Source organism: Pseudomonas sp. NPDC088885 (assembly GCF_044750025.1).
GTDB lineage: Bacteria > Pseudomonadota > Gammaproteobacteria > Pseudomonadales > Pseudomonadaceae > Aquipseudomonas > Aquipseudomonas rustica.
The window spans coordinates 1-26818 of record NZ_JBIVJB010000066.1 but is presented as its reverse complement, the minus strand read 5'-3'; the positions used below and the strand labels follow the sequence as shown (position 1 = coordinate 26818).

Sequence of the window (26818 nt, the reverse complement as noted above, 5' to 3'; positions counted from 1 at the left end):
GCCGCGTTTCAGCTCGCCTGATTGCGAGGGTTGTCCACTCATGAAAAAGGTCTCACGCAAGGTTTGATGATGTTCAGTAGACGTTGCTGCAAGGTTGCGATTTCAAGCAGCCCCGATCAAACCCCAGCGCAGGCACCAGGAGTTCAGCTCAATTACAACGGTCATGCGTCACCTGTTTGTTTTTATCTGTGACGAAATCGAACCCGAAACGCTTGTGGCGCGACGGAGTGAACAAGGCGGGTAGCCTTGAGTTTTGCGCGATTACGCAGAGGGTCACAGTTAAAACGCGGCGCATTGTACACCGCTAACCCCCTGCTGCCAGACCCCGCTGGATCAGCGTGTCGGTTGCCGGGATTGCGTGTGTCCGTTTCGAGAGGCTCGAACGGCTGCAAAAATGGAGTCAGGCCTTTGCGGGCCATCGACGTGGACGAGGAAAAAACCGTCCCACGGAAAGAAGTGGAAATCAGTCACGGCGTTCATTGCGCCTCCTTGTTGTTATGCACCTGCACGGCAGGCATGGGGCGCATCTCACCCTGCAAACGTCGCTGAAACAAGCGGCCCAGAGCCTTGCATCGGGCTCGGCCCATTGGGCTTCGGAAGCTTTTCCTTACACCCACGCGGGAAGCTGCCATTCACGGGGATTTAGCGGGTTTTTCGTAAACATTTCTTTACGAGTCGTAACGTAGAGTTTCCATTTCAGAATTTTCTGTAGGACGTCTGCTGGTTAACGGTCATCGGGATTTTAGCGAGGAATTAATTTGTTGAGACCACTGGCCCATTCGCGAGCAAGCCCGCTCCCACAGGGAGATCGCATTGCAAATGTGGAACGGGCTTGCTCGCGAAGAGGCCCGATCAGACACCGAACATCTTTCTTCAGACGAAAAAAAACGCCAACCCTGCGGTTGGCGTTTTTGCTCGAGCTTGAAGCTTGAAGCTTGAAGCTTGCCGCTAGAAGCTCACAGCCGCCTTATTCAGGCTTGCGACGACCAAACCCCGGACGCTGACCGGAACCGGCCGGCGCACCGCGGCGCTTGCCCGACGGCTTGTCGCCATCAACCAGCTTGATCCCCGGACGCTTCGACGTCGGTTTAGCCGGACGCTTGTTGGTGGTGTCTGCTGGACGATCCGCCACGGGCGTACCGCGACCGGCAGGCGCGCCACGCTCGCCACGTTCAGTGCGACCGTTGGCCGGACGCGGAGCGCGCTCGCCGTCACGGGTAACCGGCTTGCGGGCTGGACGCTCGCCTTCGATCTGCGGCTCGCGGCTCGGGCGTGGGCCGGTCGGTGCGCCAGCGGCTGGACGCAGGGTACGTACGCGCTCGGTCTTGCCCATCGGACGCGACGATTTACGCTGCATACGCTCAAGCTTGTCTTTGCTCTTGGCGTTCAGTTGCGGCATCGCCACTGGCGTCAGGCCGACTTCAGCACTGAGGATGTCGACTTCGTACTGGCTCATTTCGCGCCAGCGGCCCATCGGCAGGTCGGAGTTGAGGAACACCGGACCGAAACGCACGCGCTTCAGACGGCTGACCACCAGACCCTGGGATTCCCACAGACGACGAACCTCACGGTTACGGCCTTCCATCACCACGCAGTGGTACCAGTGGTTGAAGCCTTCGCCACCCGGCGCCTGCTTGATGTCGGTGAACTTGGCCGGGCCGTCTTCCAGCACCACGCCAGCCTTCAGTCGCTCGATCATCTCGTCGTCGACTTCACCGCGTACACGCACGGCGTACTCACGGTCCATCTCGTAGGATGGGTGCATCAAGCGGTTGGCCAGCTCACCGTCGGTGGTGAACATCAGCAAACCGGTGGTGTTGATGTCGAGACGACCGATGTTGATCCAGCGCCCTTCTTTCGGACGCGGCAGCTTGTCGAACACGGTCGGACGGCCTTCCGGGTCGTCACGGGTGCAGATCTCGCCATCGGGTTTGTTGTACATGATCACGCGGCGTACCGATTCGGCCGCTTCTTCGCGCTTGATCACCTTGCCATCAATGGTGATGGCGTCGTGCAGATCGACACGCAGACCGAGGGTGGCGTCTTTGCCATTGACCTTGATCCGGCCCTGGCTGATCCAGGATTCCACGTCACGGCGCGAGCCGACGCCGATACGGGCGAGGACTTTCTGCAGTTTTTCGCCTGCTGGGCCGATTGGCTGGTCGTCTTGCTGATCTTTGATACTCATCTGGGCACCTCCCGGTGTGGTCTGTTCAGGCACTCTGAATTGGGGGCCTGAAGCATTGAAATCTGGGTTCTCGGCCGAAGGGATCGGCGAAGGGTCGCGAATCATACGCGGATGTGCGCCATCGCGCATCAGAGACTAGCTGATCAATGGACAGTTATTTCTTTTTCCGCCGACCGGCGCCACCGAGTTTGATCAGGCGCAGCGCGGCTTCGGCCAGCACCGTGCGCTTGTCGTCCTTGTCGAGTTTCTTCCAGGCTTTGATCTCACGCTTGCTGCGGCCGCAGCCGAGGCAGATGTCGTCGTTGAATTTGCAGAGGCTGATGCACGGGTCTTTTGTCGAACTCATCAGCATCTCCTGGCTGGACATAAAGCCAAATGTGGGAGCGGGCTTGCTCGCGAAAGCGGTGTGTCAGTCAATTTATTTGTTTCTGATAGACCGCTTTCGCGAGCAAGCCCGCTCCCACAGGGGTTTCGCGATGTTCTTGAGGGCGGGTCAGTCTTCGAATTCGCGGCGTTCGGCTTCGATGGCTTCGGCCAGTGCGCGGGCTTCGGCTTCTTCTTCGCTCAACTCGGGTTCGGGCGCGGGTTGTTCGAGGGCGGCGACGGCGGCCAACAGCTTCTCGCGCGCTTCGGCGACGCCAAGAATGTCCTCTTCCGGTTCGGCTTCTGGCTCGGCTTCAAGTTCAACTTCAATGACGGGCTCGGGCTCAGACTCAATTTCTGTTTCGGGCATCGGCGCCTCACCGTCCGCCGCATCCCGCAGCAAATCGTCGAAGTCGGTCTTGATCCCCTCCTCCATGCTGTCCAGTTCCAGCAGCAAGGTGTGGAAACTGGTTTCTTCTTTCTCTTCCTCCGGCTCGGCACTGGCGTCGGCCAGCTCCTGCAAACTCTGCGGCACTGGCGCGTCGTCGAAATCGAGCACCGGATCGGTTTCCATTTCGCGCAGCTCGGCCAATGGCGGCAGGTCTTCGAGGTTCTTCAGGTTGAAGTGATCGAGAAACATCTTGGTGGTGGCAAACATCGCCGGTTTGCCCGGCACGTCGCGGTAGCCGACGACACGAATCCACTCGCGCTCCAGCAAGGTTTTGACGATGTTGCTGTTCACCGCCACACCGCGCACGTCTTCGATCTCGCCACGGGTGATGGGCTGGCGATAGGCGATCAGCGCGATGGTTTCCAGCAAGGCACGGGAATAACGCTGCGGGCGCTCCTCCCAGAGTCGGCCAACCCACGGCGAAAACTTCTCGCGAATCTGCAGGCGATAGCCCGACGAGACTTCCTTGAGCTCGAACGCACGGCCCTCGCAGGACTTGCCGAGCAGGGTCAGGGCTTTCTTGAAGACTGCTGGCTCAGGCCGTTCGCCTTCTTCGAACAGTTCAAAAAGACGCTCAAGGGATTGCGGCTTTCCCGAGGCCAACAGAAAGGCTTCAAGCAGGGGTGCCAGCTCGCGGGGTTCAGTCAGGTTCATGTTTCGACTCGTTATTCGGCTCGGGCTCGCACGTGGATCGCGGCGAACGGCTCATTCTGCACCAGCTCGACCAAGGATTCCTTGACCAGTTCAAGGATCGCCATAAAGGTCACCACCACACCCAGCCTGCCCTCTTCGGCAGTGAACAGCTCGACAAACGGCACAAAACCGCCGCCCTTGAGGCGTTCCAGCACATCGCTCATGCGTTCGCGGGTGGACAGTGCTTCACGACTGACCTGGTGGCTTTCAAACATGTCGCCACGGCGCAGCACTTCGGCCATGCACATCAAAATTTCTTCCAGAGCTACATCCGGCAACAGCTTGCGCGCGCGGGCTTCCGGGGCGTCGAGCTTGGGCACAACCACGTCGCGGCCGACGCGGCTGAGGTTGTCGATACCTTCGGCGGCAGCTTTGAAACGCTCGTATTCCTGCAAGCGGCGGATCAGTTCGGCGCGCGGGTCGTCTTCTTCATCTTCGACAGTTTCGGCGCGCGGCAGGAGCATGCGCGACTTGATCTCGGCGAGCATTGCCGCCATCACCAGATACTCGGCGGCGAGTTCCAGGCGCACCGACTGCATCAACTCGACGTAACCCATGTACTGGCGGGTGATTTCCGCCACCGGGATGTCGAGGATGTTGATGTTCTGTTTGCGGATCAGGTACAGCAGCAGGTCGAGCGGGCCTTCGAAGGCTTCAAGAAACACCTCGAGCGCATCCGGCGGGATGTACAGGTCGAGCGGCATTTCCATGACCGCCTGGCCATAGACCATGGCAAACGGCAGTTCCTGCTGAGCATCGGCCTGGGGATCGACAACGGTTTCCACTGCGGACATTCAGGCCTCGACCATGAACGGCGTCGGATCGCCGCAACCGACGCGCACCACTTCCGGGTCGTCGCCTGTCAGGTCGATCACGGTGGAGGCTTTGATGCCGCCGAAACCGCCGTCAACAATCAAGTCCACCTGGTGTTCGAGCAATTGGCGCATTTCATACGGATCGCTGAGCGGGTCTTCATCGCCGGGCATGATCAGGGTCACGCTCATCAGCGGCTCGCCCAGTTCCGCCAGCAGCGCCAGCGCAATCGGATGGCTCGGCACGCGCAAACCGATGGTGCGTTTCTTCGGGTGCAGCAACAGGCGCGGGACTTCGCGAGTAGCGTTGAGAATAAAAGTGTAAGGCCCCGGCAGGTGCGCCTTGAGAATGCGGAAGGTGCCGGTGTCGATCTTGGCGTAATTGCCCAGTTGCGACAGGTCGCTGCAGATCAGCGCGAAGTTGTGCTTTTCATCGAGCTGACGCAGGCGTCGCACACGTTCAATGGCGGTTTTGTCGCCGATTTGGCAACCGATCGCGTAGGAAGAGTCCGTGGGATACACCACTACCCCGCCCTTGCGGATGATCTCGACCGCCTGTTTGATCAGGCGCGCTTGCGGGTTTTCCGGATGAATCTGGAAAAATTGACTCACATTCTCTACCTGTTCAGACGGCGGCAATATCTGTGTCATGTTTGAACCGACACCACAGGGGTGGAAGGTCCTCGGGAACCGGCCGGTACTGGCCGATCTCGGACCAGCCGCCAGGGCCATGGAAGTCACTGCCGGCGCTGACCAGCAGACCGAACTCACGGGCAAGGATTGCCAGGCTGCCCACCTGTTCCGCAGGCTGGTGGCCATTGACCACCTCGATTGCATGCCCGCCTGCTTGAATATAGTCGGCAATCAGCTTTCGGCGCTTGCTGCGGGTGAAATCGTAGTGCCACGGATGCGCCAGGCTGACCCAGGCATTGGCGGCGCGCAACGTGCCGACGGTGTCTTCCAGCGTCGGCCAGTGCAGCTTGACGTCGCCCAACTTGCCGGCGCCGAGCCACTTGCGGAACGCCTCGGCGCGATCCTTGACGAAACCTTCACGTACCATCCAGTCAGCGAAATGCGGACGGGCCGGTGCGTTGCCGCTGTCGCCCAGTTCCTGCTGGATTTTCCGCGCGCCGTCGAGGGCGCCGGGCATGCCTTTGAGGGCGAGCTTGCGGCTTATTTCTTCCGACCGCAGCCAGCGCCCATCGTGCAATTTGGCGATGGCCTCGACCAACGGCGCGGCGTTGACGTCGAAACCGTAGCCCAGCACATGAATGGTCGCGCCGCCCCAGGTGCAGGACAATTCAACGCCATTGACCAGTTGCATGCCCAATTCTTTGGCGGTCGCGCGCGCTTCAGCGAGGCCTTCGAGGGTGTCGTGGTCGGTCAACGCCAGGACTCGCACGCCGTTTTCGAACGCACGCGCAACCAGAACCGCAGGCGCCAGTGCGCCATCGGAGGCCGTGCTATGGCAGTGCAAATCAACATTCACGGAGAGTTGTAACCTCAAATCAGCTGGCGCTATCGCGCGCCCATATGTTTGTTATTATGCCGCCACATCCAGCTTCTGGCTCTTACTGTGAAACAATTCATCGATTTCATCCCGCTTCTGCTGTTTTTCATCGTTTACAAACTTGATCCACGGGTGGTCGATGTCGCGGGCCATGAAGTCACTGTAGGCGGTATTTACAGCGCCACCGCGATGCTGATCATCAGCTCCCTGGTGGTGTACGGCGCGCTTTTCATCAAACAGCGCAAGCTGGAAAAGAGCCAGTGGCTGACCCTGATCGCTTGTCTGGTGTTCGGTAGCCTGACGCTGGCCTTCCACAGCGAAACCTTCCTCAAGTGGAAAGCCCCGGTGGTCAACTGGCTGTTTGCCGTCGCGTTCATCGGCAGCCACTTCATCGGCGACCGCCTGCTGATCAAACGGATCATGGGCCACGCGCTGACCCTGCCGGATCCGGTCTGGACGCGCCTTAACATCGCCTGGATCGCCTTTTTCCTGTTCTGCGGGGCCGCCAACCTGTTCGTCGCCTTCACCTTCCAGAGCTACTGGGTGGACTTCAAGGTGTTCGGCAGCCTGGGCATGACCCTGGTGTTCCTGGTCGCACAGGGCATTTACCTGTCGCGCCACCTGCACGATGCCGATACCCCAACAACACCAAAAACCGAGGACTGACATGCTCTACGCAATCATTGCCACCGACGTCGCCAACTCGCTGGAAGCTCGCCTGGCCGCGCGCCCTGCGCATCTGGAACGCCTGCAAGCGCTCAAGGGCGAAGGCCGCATCGTATTGGCCGGCCCACACCCGGCGGTCGACAGCAATGATCCGGGCGCCGCGGGTTTCACCGGCAGCCTGATCGTCGCCGAGTTCGACTCCCTAAGCGCTGCGCAGGCATGGGCTGATGCGGATCCGTATATTGCGGCGGGTGTGTATGCCAATGTGGTCGTTAAGCCATTCAAACAAGTCCTGCCTTAACGCTGAAGACAGGGCCTTACAGGATTACTGAGACAAAGGGGATTCCTGTGGTGAGGGGATTTATGTGGCGAGGGGATTTATCCCCGTTGGGTCGCGAAGCGGCCCCAATGCCATCCAATGCGGTGTGCCTGACACACCGCATGCTCCCATTTCAGGACTGCTCCGCAGTCCAACGGGGATAAATCCCCTCGCCACAAATACTCATCTGGCTCTAATAGTCATCTGTCAAAAATACCCACCTGCCACAAAACCCTCATCTGCCACAAAAATCCCATCAGCCATCAACATCACCTCCCGCGCACTGAACCTTCTCGCTTCTCACCCATCTCAATCGCTCATTATTCTCGTTCGTCTGCCGACAACCTGCCCACTATCCATTGGGAAGCAGGTGTTGCGATGCGCAAGGGTTCGTTGTGTCTGATGTTGATCACGCTGTCGATCATGGCGCCCGCCCATGGTGAGGAAACCGCCGAAGGTGGCAATTCCACGCCATTGTCATTAAGCGCCGGCAGCCAGATCACCGAGTTGCAGCAGCGCCTCAAGGCCAGCGAGCAGCAGCGAGAAGAACTGAACAAACAACTGCAAAATGTCGACAACGAACGCGAAAGCGCTCAGCTCGCCCGGTTGCGCCAGGAGAACCAGCGCCTCAAGCTGCAACTCAAGGAAGCACAGGCCAGCCCGCTCCCGCGTTTGTTGACCGATCAACAGCAGTGGTTCGTCACGGGAGCCGGGGTAGCGCTATTGGCGCTGCTCTGCGGTATCTTTGCCAGTGGAGCAAGCCGAAAACGTCGGCAATGGCTAAATTGAGTGAGTCATGAGCGAGTTGTTACTGATTGATGATGACCAGGAGTTGTGCGAACTCCTGAGTAGCTGGTTAAGCCAGGAAGGCTTCCAGGTGCGCGCCTGCCACGATGGCCAGAGCGCCCGCAAAGCGTTGGCCGAAACCGCTCCGGCGGCGGTGGTGCTGGACGTGATGCTGCCCGACGGCAGCGGTCTGGAACTGCTCAAGCAGTTGCGCAACGATCACGCTGATCTGCCGGTGTTGATGTTGTCGGCCCGTGGCGAACCGCTGGATCGTATCCTCGGCCTGGAACTCGGCGCCGACGATTATCTGGCCAAACCGTGCGACCCGCGCGAACTGACCGCGCGCCTGCGCGCCGTATTGCGCCGCAGTCACCCGGCCGCCGTGTCGACTCAACTGGAGCTGGGCGACCTGAGTTTCAGCCCTGTGCGCGGTGTGGTCAGCATCGAGGAGAAAGAACTGACCCTCACTGTTTCCGAAAGTCGTTTGCTCGAAGCGCTGCTCAAGCAGCCCGGCGAACCACTGGACAAGCAGGAACTGGCGCAGATCGCCCTTGGCCGCAAACTGACCCTGTACGACCGCAGCCTCGACATGCACGTCAGCAACCTGCGCAAAAAAATCGGCCCCCACCCCGACGGCCGTCCACGCATCGTCGCCCTGCGCAGCCGGGGTTACTACTACAGTCTCTGAACCGCACATTTCCCCGCCCCACGGCGACCGACGCCTCCCCCTGTAGGAGCTGCGGCACGCTGCGATCTGATCGTTCCCACGCTCTGCGTGGGAATGCAGCCGGGGACGTTCTGCGTCCCACAGTCAAAAGATCGCAGCGTGCCGCAGCTCCTACAGGGGTATGTGTAAGGCTGATGACGAAACGTCTTTACCCAAGCTTTACGTAGCGCTGACCGCCGCTGACCTTGATCTCCGTAATCTGAACTCATCCGGAACGTACCGGGAACGAGACAAGGAGATACACCATGCGCAAGACTCTTATCGCTCTGATGTTCGCTGCCGCTCTGCCAACCGTCGCCATGGCCATGCCGCAAGATGGCGGCCCGATGGGTGGCCCGCTCGACGGCCCACGCCACGGCGGTCAGATGCACGGCATGCACGGCAAGGGCCCGTACAGCCAACTCGACCTGTCCCGCGAACAGCGTGAGCAGATTCGCAAGATCATGGGCGAGCAGATGCACGAGCGTAAGCAAGTGGTCGACAAGTACCTGGAAAAACTCTCGCCAGCGGATCAGAAAGCCCTGAAAGACGAAATGGCCGCCAACCACAAGAAAGGCGAGGCCGATGTTCGTGCGGTGCTGAAGCCGGATCAACAGAAGAAATTCGACGAGATCCAGAAAAAACAGGCTGAACGCCGTGCCGAATGGGCCGAGTTCAAGGCGTGGAAAGCGCAACAGCCGCAAAAAGCGCAATAATGTTCTGACCATGGCCCAACGGCTAACCCCGTTGGGCCTTTTTGCACTTGCCCCTGTAGGAGCTGCGGCACGCTGCGATCTTTTGACTGTGGGACGCAGAGCGTCCCCGACTGCATTCCCACGCAGAGCATGGGAACGATCAGATCGCAGCGTGCCGCAGCTCCTACAGTGGTTTATGTTTGATTGAGGATTTTCTGTGCGTTCATTGTTCTGGCGTATTCTCGCGAGCTTCTGGCTGGCCATCGCATTGGTGGCCGGGTTGTCGATTCTGCTCGGGCATATGCTCAATCAGGACGCGTGGATCCTCAGCCGCCATCCGGGCCTCAACACCTTGGCCGGCGACTGGACGCAAACCTACGAAGCCCAGGGTGAGGAAGCCGCTCAGGACATCCTCGAACAACGCAAACGTCAATATCACATCGACGTCCAGGTGTTGAACGAATCCGGCGATCCGGTCGTACGCGGCACCTTCCCGCGCCGCGCCGCCGCGTTCGAAGCCCGGCAGAACAACGATGACCGCCGCCTGCCATGGCGCCGCCTCACTGACGAATTCACCAGCGAAAAAACCGGCGACACCTACCTGTTCATCTACCGTATCCCGCACCCGGAACTCGACGCCTGGCACCGCGAAAGCCTGCTCTGGCCGCTGAGTGCGTTGGGCATCGCGCTGGTGGTGCTGACCCTGTTCAGCTTGCTGGTAACGTTCTCCATCACCCGCCCGCTCAGTCGATTACGCGGCGCGGTGCATGATCTGGGGCAGACCACCTATCAGCAAAACAGCCTGGCCAAACTGGCCAACCGCCGCGATGAATTCGGCGTACTCGCCACCGACTTCAACCGCATGGGCGCGCGTCTGCAAAGCCTGATCGGCAGTCAACGCCAGTTGCTGCGCGACGTTTCCCACGAATTACGTTCACCACTGGCAAGGCTGCGCATTGCTTTGGCGCTGGCCGAACGGGCCAATCCGGAAGAACGCGAAAAGCTTTGGCCGCGCCTGACCCGCGAGTGCGACCGCCTCGAAGCGTTGATCAGCGAGATTCTGGTGCTGGCGCGGGTCGATGCAGACAACGCCAGTGCGGAAGACGTGGATTTGAATGCGCTGCTGAGTACCTTGCAGAAAGACGCGAAACTCGGTTCGCCCGAGCAGACAGTGCATCTGGACGTGGAACCTCATCTGCAACTTAAAGGTTGGCCGACGATGATTGAGCGGGCCGTCGATAATCTTCTGCGTAATGCTCAGCGCTTCAACCCCGAGGGTCAGGCGATTGAAATGCAGGCCTCGCGTCAGGGCGAAAAGATTGTCGTCAGCGTGCGCGACCATGGGCCGGGGGTGCAGGCCGAGCATTTGAGTCAGTTAGGTGAACCGTTCTATCGCGCGCCGGGGCAGACGGCGGCGGGACATGGTTTGGGCCTGGCGATTGCGCGGCGGGCGGCGGAGCGGCATGGCGGGAGTTTGACGCTGGCCAATCATCCGCAGGGCGGGTTTATTGCCAGTCTGGAATTACCGCTGGTGCCGGGCGCGGTGGTGCAACTTTAAGAGCCTAAAAGCTACCCTCACCCCAGCCCTCTCCCGGAGGGAGAGGGGGCCGACCGCGGTGTCTGGTGTCATGCATCGACCTGAAATACCGAGTCGATTATGGACTGAAGGACTTGAACCGTCGTCGACTCCTGACTCGAAATGCACTGAAGCCGTTATCGATTCTGGATTCAGCCGAGCACTTTCAGGTCGGCGCACCTCTACAGCATCCCCCAATCAGTCCCCTCTCCCTCCGGGAGAGGGCTAGGGTGAGGGGCTCTTCGCTTTACGCCTGACCGGGCCAGGCGCTGACGAACTCGGCCAGGTCAACCTTCTCCGCCACACGCGGTTCTTTCTGCGGCGTGCCGAGGTAGAGGAATGCGATCACTTCTTCACCTTCCGCCAAACCCAAACCCTGCGCCACGTGCCGGGAATACGCCAAATCCCCGGTGCGCCACACCGCGCCAATACCCTGCGCATACGCCGCCAGCAAAATCCCGTGCGCCGCACACCCGGCTGCAAGCAATTGCTCAGCCTTCGGATACTTCACGTGTTCCTGCAATTTAGCGATCACCACAACCACCAACGGCGCTCGCAGCGGGCCGTTGCGGGCCTTGTCGATCATCGCTTCGGTGACTTCGCCTGCCTGCTGCTGCGCCGCTTCGGCCAGCAACTCGCCCATTTGCTCGCGCGCCGCGCCTTCGACGGTCAGGAAGCGATACGGCTGCAGATGCCCGTGATCCGGTGCGCGCATCGCGGCGCCAAACAAGGCTTCGCGCTGTTCGGCAGTAGGGGCCGGTTCGACCAGTCGTGGAACGGAAACACGGTTGAGCAACGCGTCGAGAGCCTGCATCGGCCACCTCCTGAAAAATATGTGCGGCTATTCTAGCTGTAACTGCCAACAGGATGCCGGTTTACATGCCCTGCCCCGCAGGTAGAATGGCGCCCTCCCCACCACAGCCCGAGCGGACTTCATGGCGTTGCCGACCTTACGGATCATTGGTTTCATCATCGGCATCTTCCTGATCACGCTGGCTGTCGCCATGGTCGTGCCCATGGCCACCCTGGTGATTTTCGATCGCACCAGCGATCTGCCGTCGTTCCTCTGGGCGAGCATGATCACCTTCGTCGCCGGCCTCGCGCTGGTGATTCCGGGTCGGCCCGAACACATTCATTTGCGCCCGCGTGACATGTATTTGCTCACCGTCAGCAGTTGGCTGGTGGTGTGCATTTTCGCCGCGCTGCCGTTTCTGCTGACCCAGCACATCAGTTACACCGACTCGTTTTTCGAGAGCATGTCCGGGATCACCGCCACCGGTTCGACCGTGCTCAATCATCTCGACGACATGTCCCCCGGCATCCTGATGTGGCGCTCGTTGCTGCACTGGATCGGCGGCATCGGCTTTATCGGTATGGCGGTGGCGATCCTGCCGCTGTTGCGCATCGGTGGCATGCGCCTGTTCCAGACTGAATCGTCCGACCGTTCGGAAAAGGTCATGCCGCGCTCGCACATGGTGGCGCGCCTGATCGTGGCGGCGTACGTCGGCATTACCATTGTCGGCAGCCTCGCGTTCTGGTGGGCCGGGATGAGCCCGTTCGATGCGATCAACCACGCGATGTCGGCGATTTCCACCGGCGGTTTTTCGACCTCCGACCAGTCGCTGGCCAAGTGGACGCAACCGGCGGTGCACTGGGTTGCGGTGGTGATCATGATTCTCGGCAGCCTGCCGTTCACCCTGTACGTGGCGACCATGCGCGGCAACCGCAAGGCGTTGATCCGCGATCAGCAGGTGCAGGGTTTGCTGGGGATGTTGCTGGTGACCTGGCTGGTGCTCGGCACCTGGTATTGGTGGACGACCAACCTGCATTGGCTGGACGCGCTGCGCCACGTAGCGCTGAACGTGACCTCGGTGGTCACCACCACTGGTTTCGCCCTCGGCGATTACAGCCTGTGGGGCAACTTCTCGCTGATGCTGTTTTTCTATCTGGGTTTTGTCGGCGGCTGCTCCGGCTCGACCGCGGGCGGGATCAAGATTTTCCGTTTCCAGGTCGCCTACATCCTGCTCAAGGCCAACCTTAATCAGCTGATTCACCCACGCGCTGTGATCAAGCAGAAGTACAACGGTCACCGTCTCGACGAAGAGATCGTGCGTTCGATTCTGACCTTTTCGTTCTTTTTCGCCATCACCATCTGCGTGATCGCCCTGCTGCTATCGCTGCTTGGCGTCGACTGGATGACCGCGCTGACCGGCGCTGCCAGCACCGTGTCCGGCGTTGGCCCGGGCCTGGGCGAAACCATTGGCCCGGCGGGCAACTTCGCCACCCTGCCGGATGCGGCGAAGTGGATTCTGTCGTTCGGCATGCTGCTCGGCCGACTCGAGATCATTACGGTGTTTGTGCTGTGTATTCCGGCATTTTGGCGTCATTGACCGCGTTCGGCGCCTGCAACAGCCGCGCCCGGTAATCGCCGGGCGTGGTGTCGAACCAGCGGCGGAAGGCGCGGAAGAAGTTGCTCGGATCGGCAAAACCCAACAGATATGCGATTTCCAGCAAGGTCATGCTCGGTTGCGCCAAATACTGCTCGGCCAGTTCGCGGCGGGTGTCATCGAGCAACTGCTGAAAACTCGTGCCCTCCTCCTGCAAGCGCCGCTGCAACGTACGCTGCGATAAATGCAGGGTCTGCGCCACGGTATCGCGCTTCGGCTCGCCTTGCGGGAGTAAACGGCACAGCACCTGCCGTGCCTTGTGCGTGACCCGGCTCTCGGAAAACCGCGCCAGATATTCTCCGGCAAAACGATCGTGCAGCAGCGCCATCGCCTCGTTGGCGGTGGGCAGCGGCGCTTCCATGTCGGCGCGTTCGAAGATCAGCGCATCGTATGGCGCGTTGAACACCAACGGCGCATGGAAGGCTTGTTTATACGGTTCGAGATCGGCGGGTTGGGCGCCCTGCACCAACACTTTGACCGGGTGCAGCGTACGCCCGCTCAACCAGCCGCACAGGCCCAACGCGCAGGCCAGAGAGGCTTCGGCGCTTTGTCGGGTCGGCGGCAGATGATCGCCATGCACGGTCAGAATCAGCGCGTAGCCTTCTTCGAGCAGACGAAAACTCAGGTCGGCACTTTCGGCGATGATCCGCTGATAGCGCACCAGCCGTTGAAAGCCTTCAGCGAGCGTATTGCTCGACATCAGCGCGTAACCGGCGACATGAAACGATGCCGGTCGCACCACTTTGCCCATGTTCAGGCCGATCGCCGGATTACCGGACAGCTCGACCGCCCGTTGCCACAACCGGGTCATGGAATCTTGCGGGAAGCGTGCATCCGGATCATCCAGAGCCGTGTAATCGAGCCCCAGTTGCTTGAACAGAACCCGGCAATCCAGGCCGTCCATCTCCAATGCTTTGACAATCCCCATCGCCCAGCTTGCAGAAGTCGTTCGTTCGCTCATGGCGTTTTTCTTTTACATGATGGGCCGCATGTTACGGCCTGATTTGCGAAGGATACTAAAGTGGCGCCGATTGTCACTGGCCCACGCCAATGATCACTCTAGACTCAAATAAGCTACCCGCAGAACAACTCGTCGCCAGAACAATAACCACAGAGAACGCGGTCGTGGAAAACATGAAGCAATTCAATAGCTTCGCTGAGTTCTATCCGTATTACCTCAGTGAGCACAACAACAGCACCTGCCGGCGTCTGCATTTCATCGGTACAACGCTGGTTATTTTCATTCTGGCGATGACCATCGCCAAAGGCGCTTGGCTGCTGTTATTGGCCGTGCCATTGGCGGGGTACAGCTTTGCCTGGGTCGGGCATTTCTTTTTCGAGAAGAACCGGCCGGCGACTTTCCAGCATCCGCTGTACAGCCTGCTCGGCGATTTCGTCATGTACCGCGACATGATCCTGGGTCGCGTGGCGTTCTAAACAATAAGAAACACGAGGCTTGCCGATGAATGCCAATGCCCGTTTCACCCATATGAAGGATGGCACGCAGGAAGACTGGGCGATCATCGCCTCGGACTTCAGCGCCTACGCCAAACAATTGCCCTCGCGGATCATGGCGCACCTGAAATTACTTGAAGGCGACTTCGGCGGCTTCCCGGTGGATCGCCTGACCCACTCGCTGCAAACCGCGACCCGCGCCTTTCGTGATGGTCGCGACGAGGAATACGTGGTCTGCGCGTTGCTGCATGACATTGGCGACACTCTGGGTTCGTACAACCATCCGGACATTGCGGCGGCGATTCTCAAGCCGTTTGTCAGTGCCGATAATCTGTGGATGGTCGAGAAGCATGGGGTGTTTCAGGGTTATTACTTCTTTCATCACTTGGGCATGGATCGGCATTTGCGCGAGCAGTTCGCCGGGCATCCGCAGTATCAGGCGACGGCCGAGTTTTGCGCCAAGTACGATGCGGCGGCGTTTGATCCGGCGTATGACACGCTGCCGTTGAGCTTTTTTGAACCGATGATGGAGCGGTTGTTTGCGCAGCCGAAGAACTCCATTTACAAGGCGGCGATGGAAGAACATAGCCCCGCCTGACTGTCACCGCCGATCAAATGTGGGAGGGGGCTTGCTCCCGAATGCGGTGTGTCAGTCAGTCAATTTTTATATGACACGCCGCTTTCGGGAGCAAGCCCCCTCCCACAGATGATTTGGGTTGTTCAAGCGAGTTCGGCGACTTTAGCCGCTTTTAGCTCCGCCTCTCGCGCCTGCGCATCCGCCAGCCGATACAACTCGATCGTGCCATCCCAATGCTCGATCAGCGCCGTACACGACTCCACCCAATCGCCGCAGTTGAGGTAATCCACCTCACCGACCTTGCGAATTTCGGCATGGTGAATGTGCCCGCAGACCACCCCGTGCAACCCGCGCTTCACGCACTCATGGGCGATGGCTTCTTCGAAGTCGCTGATAAAACTCACCGCCGTCTTCACCTTGTGCTTGAGATACGCCGACAGCGACCAATAGCCGTAGCCATAGCGCGCCCGCCAGTGGTTGAGCCAGCGATTCAGGGTCAGGGTAAATTCGTAGGCCGAATCGCCGAGGAAGGCCAGCCAGCGGTGATATCGGGTGATCACATCAAACTGATCGCCGTGAATCACCAACAGATGCCGACCGTCCGCGGTGACATGCACCGCTTCGTCGACCAACTGAATATTGCCGAGAATCAGCTTCGAGTAGCGGCGCAAGAACTCATCGTGATTGCCGGTGACGTAGATCACTTCGGTGCCGCGCTTGCTCATGGTCAGCAAGCGGCGGATCACGTTGGTGTGCGCTTGCGGCCAGTACATGCCGCCGCGCAGTTTCCAGCCGTCGATGATGTCGCCGACCAGATACACCTTGTCGGCGTGATAGCCCTTGAAGAACGTCGACAAGTGCTCGGCCTGGCAATCGCGCGTGCCCAGGTGCACGTCGGAGATCCACAGGGTTCGCACCCGTTGTTTGCGGCTGGGTCTGGCGAGCTCGGCGCTGGTCATGGGCAACCCTCTGCGATGTTTTCGCCACTCTGCGCGCGCTCGGTGAATCGACCATGACAAGCGCGAGTCAGTCGTGTGACAGCGCACACAGCGCCCGCCGGTGTAGACTGCGAGCCTGCCCGGAGACTTGTTTATGCGCCCTATTCTCACCCTGCGTCAGTACACCCGCGATCTGATCGTCCACAGCCACGAGCACGCCCAATTGGTGTTCGGGCTGTCCGGCGCGCTGGATTTCGAGGTCGAGGGTTGTGGCAGCCAGGTACGTCAGCAGAGTTTTGTGGTGATCCCTTCGGGTGCGCATCACGCTTGCGGCAGCCCCGATGGCAGCCGCTGTCTGGTGATGGATATTCCTGACGGGCAATGGCTGGTGGATTCGTTGGGTGAACATGCCGAGGCCAGTCGCCGTTTGCTTGATCAGCCTGCGCGTTTGTCGCTGGATTCCGGCCAGAGTCAGTTGGTCAGTTGGCTGGCGAACAGCCCGGTCAGCGATCCGTTGATCGCGCAGCAAGGCTCGGTGTTGCTGCTGGCCAGCCTCAATCATGCGAAACCAGCCGAACTGACTGCCCGCCGTTTGCCTTATGCGGCGCTGGATGCGCACATCGAGCAGAACGCGGCTTATCCGCTGCAAGTTGCCGATCTGGCGCGGGTTGCCGGGCTGTCGAGTGCGCGTCTGCATGCGCGGTTTATGGCGGAATGCGGGCAGACGCCGATGGATTACATGCGCAGTCGACGCCTGCATCTGGCGGTGCAAATGCTCCGCGACACGGTGTTGCCGATGGGCGAGATTGCCAGTTGCGTCGGTTACAGCTCGCAAAGCGCCTTCTCGGCCGCCGTCCTGCGCGAATTCGGCTCATCACCCGGCCAGCTTCGCCGCGATTCCGGCGACAAAAGACGATAGTCCGCCGACAGACTTACTGACCTCTACACGCTTAAATGTAGGAGCTGCCGAAGGCTGCGATCTTTTGATGTTGTTTTTTAAATCAAGATCAAAAGATCGCAGCCTGCGGCAGCTCCTACAGTGAGATTGTGTGAATGATCGTTACCACGCAGAGCGTGGGAACGATCAATGCATCACAACGAATCGTGTCTGGATTAAGGATTGCAATGACCCCGCGTACCGCCCTCGGCGCTCTACATATTGGTGCTTTGATGTTTGGCCTGACCGGTGTGTTCGGCAAACTCGCTGCCGCCTCCCCCGCCGTGATCGTTTTCGGCCGCGCCGCTTTTGCCGTGCTCGCTCTGGCGTTTTTTGCCCGTTTCGCCAGTGCGCAGGGCTGGCAAAAACTCGAGGCCGTGGACTGGCGTCGACTGATCCTCAGCGGCGTGTTGCTGGCCGGGCACTGGGTGAGTTTCTTCATTTCGGTGAAAGTCGCCGGCGTGGCCATCGCCACGTTGGGCTTCGCCAGTTTCCCGGCATTCACGGTGATTCTTGAAGGGCTGATCTTCCGCGAACGCATTCGCGCCAACGAAATTGTACTGGTGGTGCTGGTCAGCGTCGGCCTGATTCTGGTGACTCCGGCGTTCGATCTGGGCAGCGGCGCCACCGTTGGTTTGCTCTGGTCGGTGCTGTCGGGGCTGCTGTTCTCATTGCTGTCGCTGACCAACCGCGCCAGCTCCGGACGCATTCCGGCGGTACAGGCGGCGCTGTGTCAAAACGTGGTGGTGGCGCTGTGTCTGCTGCCGGTTGCGGCGCCGCAATTGAGCGAAGTGCGCGCGCTGGACTGGTTGTGGATCGCCCTGCTCGGCGTGTTCTGCACCGGCGTCGCTCACAGCCTGTTCGTGGCCAGCCTGGCGGTGATCAAGGCGCGCACCGCAGCGGTGGTGTTCGCGATGGAGCCGGTCTACGGCATCACGGTCGCCTGGCTGCTGTTCAATGAAAACCCGACGCCGAAGATGTTGATCGGCGGCGCGCTGATCATTGTCGCCATCGTCGTCTCGGCGCGGATGTCAGGCAATGCCGACAAGAAAACCGTCGCCGCCGAGGCCGCGTCTCACTGAGTGCGGTCGTTGTGACCGAGGTCGCGGTCAGGATCGATCTGATCGCGCACCCGCTGCTTCAGCACCTTGGCTTCCGGAAAACCGCCGTCGGCCTTGCGTTCCCAGATCTGCACGCCAGCGCAGGTGATCTGAAACACCCCGCCAGTGCCCGGCACCAACGAGACTTTGCCGAGGTCGTCGCCGAAGGTGCTGAGCAACTCCTGCGCCAGCCACGCGGCGCGCAACAGCCATTGGCATTGCGTGCAATAAGTGATGACAACTTCTGCTTTTGCGACAGTCATGTTCGCTACAACTCCTGAGACAGAGGGCGCCGCTATAATAGCCGGCTTTACCGCTTGCCCCGAGACTCACAATGCGCCGTCTGCTGTTCTGCCTGCTGCTTGGTTTGCTGCCCCTCTTCGTCCATGCCACTGAAGCGCCGCGCCCGAAAATCGGCCTGGTGCTGTCCGGCGGCGCCGCGCGCGGGCTGGCGCACATCGGCGTGCTCAAGGCTTTGGAAGAGCAAGGCATCAAGATCGATGCGATCGCCGGCACCAGCATGGGCGCGGTGGTCGGCGGCTTGTACGCCTCGGGTTACAAGATCGACGAGCTGGAAAAACTCGCGCTGAACATCGACTGGCAAGCCGCGCTGTCCGACGCGCCACCGCGTGAAGACGTGCCGTTTCGACGCAAGCAGGACGACCGCGATTTTCTGGTGAAACAGAAACTCAGCTTTCGCGACGACGGCAGCCTCGGCCTGCCGCTGGGTGTGATTCAGGGGCAAAACCTCGCGCTGCTGCTGGAAAGCCTGTTAGCCCACACCAGTGATACCCGCGATTTCGACAAACTGCCGATCCCCTTCCGCGCCGTGGCCACCGACATCGCCAACGGTGAGAAAGTGGTATTCCGCAAAGGCCATCTGCCGCAGGTGATTCGCGCGAGCATGTCGATCCCCGCTGTGTTCGCACCGGTCGAACTCGATGGCCGGTTGCTGGTGGACGGCGGCATGACCGACAACATTCCGCTCGATGTGGCGCGGGAAATGGGCGTCGACATCGCCATCGTCGTCGACATCGGTACGCCGCTGCGCAATCGCAAACAACTAACCACCGTGGTCGACGTGCTCAATCAGTCGATCACCTTGATGACTCGGCGCAACTCAGAAGAACAACTCGCCGCGCTGCACCCTGACGACGTTTTGATCCAGCCGGCACTGGCGGCATTCGGCGTCACCGATTTCGGCAAGGCCCAGGAAATGATCGACGCAGGTTACCGCGCGACCAAAGCCCTCGACGCCCGCCTCGCACAGCTCAGACCGAGTGAATCCCAGGACGCCGAACTCAACGCCGCCCGCTCGCCGGGCCAGCGCACGCCGGTCATCACCGCCATTCGTGTGGAGAACGATTCGAAAGTCGATGATGACGTGATCCGCTACTACATCCGTCAACCCATCGGTGAACCGCTGGATCTGGGCCGACTGCATTCGGACATGGGCACTTTGTACGGTCTCGACTACTTCGAGCAGGTGCAATACCGCGTGGTGCACAAAGGCCCGGATCACACCCTGGTGATCAGCGCGCGCGGCAAACGCAGCGGCACCGATTACCTGCGCGTCGGCCTCAATCTGTCGGATGACATGCGCGGCGACAGCGCCTTCAACCTCGGCGCCAGCTACCGCGTCAACGGCATCAACCGCCTCGGCGCGGAATGGCTGACGCGCGCGCAGATCGGCGACAAACAAGAGTTGTACACCGAGTTCTATCAGCCGCTGGACGTCGGTTCGCGCTACTTCGTCGCGCCGTATGCATCGTTCGAAGCGCAGAACGTTGAGTCGATTCTCGATAATGATCCGATCGCGCAATACCGTGTCGAGCGCTACGGTTTCGGCCTCAACCTCGGTCGGCAGATCGGCAATAACGGCGAAGTGCGTTTCGGTGTTGGCGAGGCATGGGGCAAGGCCGATGTGCGCATTGGTGATCAGGATCTGCCGAGCGAAAGCTTCAACGAAGGCTTCTACTCGTTGAAGTACTCGTATGACTCGCTGGACAACGTTTACTACCCTCACGAAGGCAAGGACATCAGCCTGACGCTGACGCAATTCGAACCCGGCCTTGGCTCGGATACACGTTACCGGCAGTGGGATTTCAAGATCGACAAAGCCATGAGCCATGGCCCCGACACGTTGATCCTTGGCGGTCGTTACGGGCGCACGCTGGACGACGCCAATGTGGTGACATCGAGCTTCCTGCTTGGCGGCGCGCGGCAGTTGTCGGGGTTCCGTGAAGACGCGATTTCCGGGCAGAACGTCAGCCTGATGCGTGCCGTGTATTTCCGCCGTCTGACGCCGCGTTCGTACTTGCCGTTGGACTTCCCGCTGTACGCCGGTGCTTCGCTGGAGCGTGGGCGGGCGTGGAACAATGACAATGAGTTCGACAGTGGTTATATCAATGCGGCGAGTGTTTTTATCGGGTTTGACACGCCGCTGGGGCCGTTGAATTTCACGTATGGGTTGAATGATGCGGATGAGCAGGCGGTTTATCTGAACCTTGGCCAGACTTTTTGATTGATATTGTTTGGTCTGGCCCCTTCGCGAGCAGGCTCGCTCCCACATTTGGACTGTATTCACAAATCTAATGTGGGAGCGAGCCTGCTCGCGAAAGCGTCAGTACATTCACCCATTCAATCAGATCAGCGAATACCGGCCAACAATGTCCGCGCCGTCTGCTTTAGTGGTTCATCGCCCTCTTTGAGCAATTCATTAAGCAACGCAATTGCACTGTCGATATCGCCGTCATCAATGCAGTTCTGCGCCTGCTCAAGCTTGCCGGCGCCCTCCTCCACTTCAGGCTCTGACAGCTGCAAGTCCAGCGGCTCCAGCGTCAACGCCTGCGGATCACCAAACTCATTGAGGAAGTCATCATCCAGCGGCTGCGCATCCGGCTCGGGAATCCACTCCAGCTCCGACTCCTCCGACAATGGCTGAACCTGCGCCGCAGGGCTGTCCTGCAGATCCCAACTGGAATCCATCGACAGCTCGCCCAGATTCAATTCGAAATCATCCACCGGCGGCGTGGGTTCGGACTGAGCGGCAGCGATCGGTGCGGCCACCAAAACCGGCGCAACATTCGCCAGCTTCGCGTGCCGATCGCGAACTGCCTGTAACTCGTGTTCATCCACTCCAAGTTGTCGCAAGTGGTTTTCCTGTTGCTCGTACGCGGCGTTATCGCCTTGGCGCCCTAAAACTTCGAGCAGTTGCACCCCGAGGTCGATGCGTTCCGGTTCCTTGGCCAAGGCATCGCGCAGTAAGCCGACGGCTTCGCCGAGTCTTCCGTAAGCGAGGTAAATGCCCACCGCTTCCAGCACATCGCCTGCCGCGGGTTCTTCGCGGTGTTCGGCTGAGGCGTGGTGTCTGAATGAATCGGGACTTTGCGTTTCCTCCGCGTCGGGCTCGATGCCAAGTGGCAGCGGCGGCGCGGCAACGGTTTGCGTTTGTTGGCGACGACGCACGATCAACCCGCCAATCAGCGCGACCAACAACAGCACTAATCCGCCGAGCAGCAGCCAGTTCGGCGAATCATCTTCCGTAGCGACTGGCGCAATTACCGGAGCGGGTGCTGCCGTCACCACAGCTGGCGGCGGTTTCTGCAGCTCGGCCAGACGCGTCTGCAATTCGCCCATTTGTTTTTTGCCGTCGGTGATCAGCGCCTGTTGCTCCTGCAGCTTGGCATTTTGCTCTTCGATGGTTTTTTGCAATTGTTGATTGAGCAACACGCTGGCGGCTAACTGTTCAGCGACTGCATCGTTGGCCGGTGCGGCCGGTGCGGCCGGGGCTGGCGGCGGCGGAGCAGTTTCGCGCTTACCCTGCGCGGCCTGAACCGGCGCGGTCACAGGCTCGACAATCGGAAACGCAGAAGACTGCGCACGCGGATCCGGCTCATCAGTGGCCGGCTCGATTCCCGGCGTACCCGGCGGATCGATCAGCACGGTGTATTCGCGCAGCAATCGGCCGTTGGGCTGATTGAGTTGCACGAGGAAATTCAGGAAGGGTTCGTTAACCGGTTTGCTGGACGTCACCCGGATCATCTGGCGATTGCCATGCAGGATCGGGATGAACTTGAGGTCGTTGAGGAAAAACACCCGCTCGACCCCAGCCTCCGCGAACTCATCCGCCGTCGCCAGGCGCACCGACAGATCGTTTTGCGTCAGCCCGCCGACATCCACCAACGCGATGTCGGCCTTGAGCGGCTGATTGAGGCTTGAATGGATCGTAATGTCACCCAGCCCCAACGCCATCGACCACGTCGAGTAACTGAATAGCCCGGCCAGCAGCAGCCATTTGCCACCACCGCGCCGTACCACGTGCCAACTTGCGAGCATGAGCATCCCTTAAATAAGCAAAACCGACTTCTATGCGTTCGCACATCCGGTACGAACACGATATTGCCCAGTAGTTCTTATAGTCGGCTCAGTGCGATCTCTCAAAAAATCGGCACAGGGTTGTGCCTCAAGATTTTTCCAGGTTGGTCAGAATGTGCGCGTGAACACGCATGCACACCTTCAAATCCGCCTCGTCGACGCCTTCGAACAATTCGTGGCGCAACTGTGTGGCAATGGTTTCGATTTGTTCGATGAGCGGCAGCGCGGGTGCGCAGAGAACAATTTTTTTCGCCCGGCGGTCTTCCATTACGGACTGGCGTTGCACCAGGCCCTGGCTTTCCAGACTATCGAGCAAGCGCGCGAGGGTCGGCCCTTCAACGCCGACGCTCTGCGCCAGCTCACGTTGGGTCGGCGCCTCTTCGAAACGCGCCAGATGCAGCAGCACCAGCCAGCGCGCCTGGGACAGGCCCAGCCCGGCGAGACGGCGATCCAGTTCGGCGCGCCAGCCACGGGACATCTGGGCCAGTTGCATGCCAAAGCGGTGTTGATCGGTTAACGGCATAAAACACTCACGGTTAGTCTGAAAAATAAGGAATTTCTAATTATTAGCCAGCTAAGCATGAGCTGCAGTTATAGGCAAGAGTCGCTCTGTACTGAATCGTTACATCTTGAAGCCCCTCACCCTAACCCTCTCCCGGAGGGAGAGGGGACTGATCGGGGGATGCTCCGGATATTCGGCAACTTTGGAGTGCTTTGCTGAATCGAAATTTGGAAAGCCCTCACCCTAGCCCTCTCCCTGAGGGAGAGGGGACTGATCGGGGGATGCTCGGGATATTCGGCGACTTGGGAGGGCTTTGCTGAATTCGAAATTCGAATGCCCCTCACCCTAACCCTCTCCCGGAGGGAGAGGGGGCTGATTGGGGGATGCTCGGGATTTTCGGCGACTTTGGAGTGCTTTGCTAATTCGAAATCGGAATGCCCTCACCCTAGCCCTCTCCCGGAGGGAGAGGGGACTGAATGGGGGATATTTGGGAATTACGCCGACGTGATAGCCCAGCGTTGAATCCATAATCGACTCGGTCATTCAGGTCGATGTAGGACGCAAGACACCTCGGTCGGCCCCCTCTCCCTAGGGGAGAGGGCTGGGCGGGCGGCGTTCCGATGAGGGGCAACGGCCAAATTACATCTCAAATTCCGACTGCAACGCCGCACGAACGCAATACAGCACGCCTTCCGGCACCCGCCCGGCAAACAATTCGGCAATCTCAGCGACCGACGGCAACTCACCTTCGCCATCAAGAAACGCATCCTGCACTTCGCCCATCAGTTCCTCAGGCAGATCCAGCGCCTGCTCCAGCGACAACTGCTGCTTGCCGATCGCCTCAGCCAACATCGTGTAAACGTTCTTCTCCGAACATTGCAACTGACCGGCAATCTGCAACGGCGTCATGCCCGCCCGAGCCAACGTGATCAGCTCATGGCGCACATCGGCCACGACTTTCGGCGCCTCGACCTCGCCACCCAGCACTTCGAGGAAGGCATCGCCATAGCGTTCCAGTTTACGCGCACCAACACCACTGACCCGGGCCATTTCCGCCAGCGAGGTCGGTTGGCTGCGGAGCATTTCCAGCAACGTCGAATCGGGGAAGATGACGTACGGCGGCACGCCATGTTCTTCGGCGAGTTTGCGCCGCAACGCACGCAGCGCTTCCCACTGTTCGCGCTCTTCGCCGCGCACCAGTTGACTGGCCGGGCTCTTGCTGCCGCTTTTCGCTGTGACTTGCGGCTTGAGGTCGCGGCGCAGCTCCAGGCTCACTTCGCCCTTGAGCAGCGGTCGGCAGCTGTCGTTCAGACGCAGACCGCCATAACCTTCGTGATCGACATCCGCCAGGCCCCGCGCCACCAACTGACGGAACAGCGAGCGCCATTCGCTCTCGCTCAACGCCTTGCCAACGCCCCACACCGACAAATGCTGATGACCGAAGCTGCGGATTTTTTCGTTGTCCTTGCCCAGCAGCACATCGACCAAATGACCGACGCCGTAACGCTGGCCAGTGCGGAAAATCGCCGACAACGCCTGGCGCGCAGGCTCGGTGGCGTCCCAGGTCTGCACGCCATCGACGCAGTTGTCGCAGTGGCCGCACGGTTCGGGCATGTCTTCGTCGAAATACGCCAGCAAGGTCTGACGACGGCAGCGGGTTTCTTCACACAGCGAGAGCATCGCGTCGAGCTTGTGCTGCTCCAGACGCTTATGGCGCTCGTCGCCTTCGGAGTTCTGCAGCATCTGCTTGAGCATCACCACGTCTTGCAGACCGTAGGCCATCCACGCGTCCGCCGGCAGACCGTCACGGCCGCCACGACCGGTTTCCTGGTAATACGCCTCAAGGGATTTCGGCAGATCGAGGTGCGCAACGAAGCGCACGTTGGGCTTGTCGATGCCCATACCGAACGCCACGGTGGCGACCATGATCAGGCCTTCCTCATTAAGGAAGCGCTTCTGGTTGAAGGCACGCAGATCATTGGGCAGACCGGCGTGATACGGCAGCGCCGGGAAACCCTGCTCGCTCAAGAACGTCGCGACTTCTTCAACTTTTTTGCGCGACAGGCAATAGACGATGCCAGCGTCGCTGCGTCGCTCGGCCAAAAACGCCAGCAACTGCTTGCGCGGCTGCTCTTTCGGCACGATGCGGTAAAAGATGTTCGGGCGGTCGAAGCTCGACAGGAAACGCTCGGCGTTCTGCAGGTGCAAACGCGTGACGATTTCTTCGCGGGTGCGCTTGTCGGCGGTGGCGGTCAGGGCAATGCGCGGCACATCAGGAAACAGTTCCGCCAACTGACCCAGTTGCAGGTATTCCGGACGGAAGTCATGGCCCCATTGCGACACGCAGTGCGCTTCGTCGATGGCGAACAGGGCGATGTCCAGGCTCTGCAGAAACGACAGCATGCGCGGTTGCACCAGACGCTCGGGCGCCAGGTACAACATCTTCACTTCACCGCGTTTAATCCGCGCGGCGAGGTCGCGCTGCTGTTCGGCGCTCAGTGTCGAGTTCAACGCCGCCGCCGCGACGCCGAGTTCTTCGAGGGTGGCGACCTGGTCGTCCATCAACGCGATCAGCGGCGAGACCACCACCGCCAGGCCTTCGCGCAGCAGCGCCGGCACCTGGAAACACAGGGATTTGCCGCCACCGGTAGGCATCAGAACCAGTGCGTCACCGCCGCTGGCCACGCGCTCAATGATTGCACCCTGACGGCCACGAAAACTGTCGTAGCCGAAGATGTCCTTGAGGACGCGTTGAGCCTGTTCGAGCATAGAAACTCCAAAAATCACAAAAACATCCCTGCAAGGCTGGTTCATGACGGGCAAAGCTGCACCGCAGAATCGTAAGAACGCATTGCATGACGGCCGCAATGCGGGCAGGGATCGCAAAACGCGGCAGTATACCCGAGGCCTTCCCTGCACAGGGCGACACCCGTCGATACAATCTGCGATGCGCCCCTGTCCCCTGTAGGAGCTGCCGAAGGCTGCGATCTTTTGATCTGGTTTTTAAAAGATCAAAAGATCGCAGCCTTCGGCAGCTCCTACAGGGGATTAGGTTGTTCTGCCCGGCAAATCTGCCGTGCGGCTGGCTTGAGCGCGCAAGAAGGCCTAGAATTCCCGCATTGTTTATTCCCCCAAGGTAGCCCCGTAATGTCCTTCGCTGAGCAACTAACCCGCCTGCAAGTCTTCCTCGACGCCGACGAGCTGCACGACGAGGCGCTGGATTACGTGGCCGCTCACGGCTACCTGACCGCCCTGTCGATCTGCTCGGACGTTGTGCCGGATCGCGAGTGGATCGACGCACTGTTCGCCGAAGAGCCGCACTACAGCGGTGAAGCCCAGCGCGAAGAAATCGAAGCCACACTGATCGGCCTCAAGGCGCACATCGCCCGTCAACTGGCGTCGGATGAAGAATTCGAGCTGCCATGCGAACTGGATCTGGGCGAAGATCCGGACGATTCCGAACTGCGCGGCTGGTGCATCGGTTTCATGGAAGGCGTGTTCCTGCGCGAAGCCGCCTGGTTCGAAACCGCTGAAGAAGAAGTCAGCGAAATGCTTCTGCCGATCATGGTCGGTTCGGGCCTGTTCGACGAACAGCCTGAGTTCGAAGACATCGCCAAAGACGCCAACCTGATGGACGACATGATCGTGCAGATCCCGGAAGCCCTGACCGCGCTGTACTTACTGTGCCAGGCGCCAGACGAAAAACCGGCGATCCTCAAG

At 60.0% G+C, this 26818-nt stretch carries 26 protein-coding genes; 13 read left to right on the top strand and 13 right to left on the bottom strand.

The annotated features are described in order from the left end of the window. Positions 1 to 967 precede the first annotated feature (967 nt). The 6 genes from rluB to ACIP1X_RS21070 all read right to left on the bottom strand — a co-directional run bounded on the left by rluB (position 968) and on the right by ACIP1X_RS21070 (position 5996). Entirely contained in the window at positions 968 to 2188 is a 1221-nt protein-coding gene (gene rluB / locus ACIP1X_RS21095; RefSeq protein ID WP_400754840.1) for a 23S rRNA pseudouridine(2605) synthase RluB, read from the bottom strand. Positions 2189 to 2342: 154 nt separating this feature from the next. Continuing rightward, positions 2343 to 2534: a DUF1289 domain-containing protein gene (locus ACIP1X_RS21090; protein ID WP_400754838.1), complete on the bottom strand. Its 192-nt coding sequence runs from the start codon at positions 2532 to 2534 to the stop codon at positions 2343 to 2345. 147 nt (positions 2535 to 2681) lie between these two features. Further along, positions 2682 to 3656, bottom strand: coding sequence for an SMC-Scp complex subunit ScpB (gene scpB, locus ACIP1X_RS21085; protein WP_159812590.1), 975 nt, complete (start codon positions 3654 to 3656; stop codon positions 2682 to 2684). Positions 3657 to 3667: 11 nt separating this feature from the next. After that, positions 3668 to 4489 (bottom strand): ScpA family protein, encoded by an 822-nt coding sequence (locus ACIP1X_RS21080; protein WP_008088827.1) that lies wholly within the window; start codon positions 4487 to 4489, stop codon positions 3668 to 3670. Continuing rightward, on the bottom strand, positions 4490 to 5119 hold the full coding sequence (locus ACIP1X_RS21075; protein WP_038363745.1) for an L-threonylcarbamoyladenylate synthase: 630 nt from the start codon (positions 5117 to 5119) through the stop codon (positions 4490 to 4492). Positions 5120 to 5132: 13 nt separating this feature from the next. Beyond that, on the bottom strand, positions 5133 to 5996 hold the full coding sequence (locus tag ACIP1X_RS21070; protein ID WP_159812589.1) for a PHP domain-containing protein: 864 nt from the start codon (positions 5994 to 5996) through the stop codon (positions 5133 to 5135). A gap of 87 nt (positions 5997 to 6083) precedes the next feature. On the opposite strand from ACIP1X_RS21070, the gene ACIP1X_RS21065 reads away from it, so the two are divergent. The 6 genes from ACIP1X_RS21065 (at position 6084) to ACIP1X_RS21040 (ending at position 10747) form a co-directional block, all read left to right on the top strand. Then, positions 6084 to 6683: a septation protein A gene (locus ACIP1X_RS21065; RefSeq protein WP_053118264.1), complete on the top strand. Its 600-nt coding sequence runs from the start codon at positions 6084 to 6086 to the stop codon at positions 6681 to 6683. A 1-nt stretch (position 6684) separates the two neighbouring features. After that, positions 6685 to 6984: a YciI family protein gene (locus ACIP1X_RS21060; protein WP_007919677.1), complete on the top strand. Its 300-nt coding sequence runs from the start codon at positions 6685 to 6687 to the stop codon at positions 6982 to 6984. A gap of 396 nt (positions 6985 to 7380) precedes the next feature. Then, entirely contained in the window at positions 7381 to 7791 is a 411-nt protein-coding gene (locus ACIP1X_RS21055) for a translation initiation factor 2 (RefSeq protein WP_400754832.1), read from the top strand. 7 nt (positions 7792 to 7798) lie between these two features. Beyond that, positions 7799 to 8476, top strand: coding sequence for a response regulator transcription factor (locus tag ACIP1X_RS21050; protein ID WP_400754829.1), 678 nt, complete (start codon positions 7799 to 7801; stop codon positions 8474 to 8476). Positions 8477 to 8760: 284 nt separating this feature from the next. Beyond that, a complete protein-coding gene (locus ACIP1X_RS21045; protein ID WP_053118259.1) occupies positions 8761 to 9210 on the top strand; it encodes a Spy/CpxP family protein refolding chaperone in 450 nt (149 codons plus the stop codon). A gap of 196 nt (positions 9211 to 9406) precedes the next feature. Beyond that, complete coding sequence (locus tag ACIP1X_RS21040; protein WP_400754826.1) at positions 9407 to 10747, top strand: sensor histidine kinase; 1341 nt, start codon at positions 9407 to 9409, stop codon at positions 10745 to 10747. 265 nt (positions 10748 to 11012) lie between these two features. On the opposite strand, the gene ACIP1X_RS21035 is transcribed toward ACIP1X_RS21040, so the two are convergent. After that, entirely contained in the window at positions 11013 to 11579 is a 567-nt protein-coding gene (locus ACIP1X_RS21035) for an NAD(P)H nitroreductase (protein WP_282359052.1), read from the bottom strand. A gap of 121 nt (positions 11580 to 11700) precedes the next feature. Here ACIP1X_RS21035 and ACIP1X_RS21030 point away from each other — a divergent pair, with 121 nt between their 5' ends. Further along, entirely contained in the window at positions 11701 to 13155 is a 1455-nt protein-coding gene (locus ACIP1X_RS21030) for a TrkH family potassium uptake protein (RefSeq protein WP_008087314.1), read from the top strand. Here ACIP1X_RS21030 and ACIP1X_RS21025 read toward each other — a convergent pair. After that, on the bottom strand, positions 13112 to 14173 hold the full coding sequence (locus ACIP1X_RS21025; RefSeq protein WP_212545152.1) for an AraC family transcriptional regulator: 1062 nt from the start codon (positions 14171 to 14173) through the stop codon (positions 13112 to 13114). The genes ACIP1X_RS21030 and ACIP1X_RS21025 overlap by 44 nt on opposite strands. Before the next feature lie 164 nt (positions 14174 to 14337). Between ACIP1X_RS21025 and ACIP1X_RS21020 the strand changes: the two genes are divergently transcribed. After that, positions 14338 to 14649, top strand: a complete 312-nt coding sequence (locus ACIP1X_RS21020) for an Mpo1-like protein (RefSeq protein ID WP_400754822.1) — start codon at positions 14338 to 14340, stop codon at positions 14647 to 14649. Positions 14650 to 14674: 25 nt separating this feature from the next. Then, positions 14675 to 15265: an HD domain-containing protein gene (locus tag ACIP1X_RS21015; RefSeq protein ID WP_212545153.1), complete on the top strand. Its 591-nt coding sequence runs from the start codon at positions 14675 to 14677 to the stop codon at positions 15263 to 15265. Positions 15266 to 15387: 122 nt separating this feature from the next. Here the strand turns inward: ACIP1X_RS21015 and ACIP1X_RS21010 are convergent, their stop codons facing one another. Continuing rightward, positions 15388 to 16203 carry a UDP-2,3-diacylglucosamine diphosphatase gene (locus ACIP1X_RS21010; protein WP_400754820.1) on the bottom strand — a complete coding sequence of 272 codons (816 nt, stop codon included), beginning with the start codon at positions 16201 to 16203 and terminating at the stop codon, positions 15388 to 15390. 133 nt (positions 16204 to 16336) lie between these two features. Between ACIP1X_RS21010 and ACIP1X_RS21005 the strand changes: the two genes are divergently transcribed. Then, the gene (locus ACIP1X_RS21005) at positions 16337 to 17101 is read left to right on the top strand and encodes an AraC family transcriptional regulator (protein WP_400754817.1); all 765 of its coding nucleotides are present in this window, start codon (positions 16337 to 16339) and stop codon (positions 17099 to 17101) included. A gap of 206 nt (positions 17102 to 17307) precedes the next feature. Further along, positions 17308 to 18201, top strand: coding sequence for a DMT family transporter (locus tag ACIP1X_RS21000; protein WP_053118246.1), 894 nt, complete (start codon positions 17308 to 17310; stop codon positions 18199 to 18201). Here the strand turns inward: ACIP1X_RS21000 and ACIP1X_RS20995 are convergent. After that, complete coding sequence (locus ACIP1X_RS20995) at positions 18195 to 18482, bottom strand: SelT/SelW/SelH family protein (RefSeq protein ID WP_122608951.1); 288 nt, start codon at positions 18480 to 18482, stop codon at positions 18195 to 18197. The genes ACIP1X_RS21000 and ACIP1X_RS20995 overlap by 7 nt on opposite strands. Positions 18483 to 18553: 71 nt before the next feature. Between ACIP1X_RS20995 and ACIP1X_RS20990 the strand changes: the two genes are divergently transcribed. After that, positions 18554 to 20743 carry a patatin-like phospholipase family protein gene (locus tag ACIP1X_RS20990; RefSeq protein WP_400754814.1) on the top strand — a complete coding sequence of 730 codons (2190 nt, stop codon included), beginning with the start codon at positions 18554 to 18556 and terminating at the stop codon, positions 20741 to 20743. Positions 20744 to 20868: 125 nt separating this feature from the next. On the opposite strand, the gene ACIP1X_RS20985 is transcribed toward ACIP1X_RS20990, so the two are convergent. The 3 genes from ACIP1X_RS20985 to recQ form a co-directional block, all read right to left on the bottom strand. After that, the gene (locus tag ACIP1X_RS20985; protein WP_400754811.1) at positions 20869 to 22557 is read right to left on the bottom strand and encodes a FimV/HubP family polar landmark protein; all 1689 of its coding nucleotides are present in this window, start codon (positions 22555 to 22557) and stop codon (positions 20869 to 20871) included. Between the two features lie 127 nt (positions 22558 to 22684). Next, the gene (locus ACIP1X_RS20980) at positions 22685 to 23119 is read right to left on the bottom strand and encodes a MarR family transcriptional regulator (RefSeq protein ID WP_053118236.1); all 435 of its coding nucleotides are present in this window, start codon (positions 23117 to 23119) and stop codon (positions 22685 to 22687) included. Between the two features lie 618 nt (positions 23120 to 23737). Beyond that, entirely contained in the window at positions 23738 to 25867 is a 2130-nt protein-coding gene (gene recQ, locus ACIP1X_RS20975; protein WP_053118234.1) for a DNA helicase RecQ, read from the bottom strand. 378 nt (positions 25868 to 26245) lie between these two features. On the opposite strand from recQ, the gene ACIP1X_RS20970 reads away from it, so the two are divergent. Further along, on the top strand, positions 26246 to 26818 hold a 573-nt coding region (locus ACIP1X_RS20970; RefSeq protein ID WP_400754808.1), incomplete at its 3' end, for a UPF0149 family protein.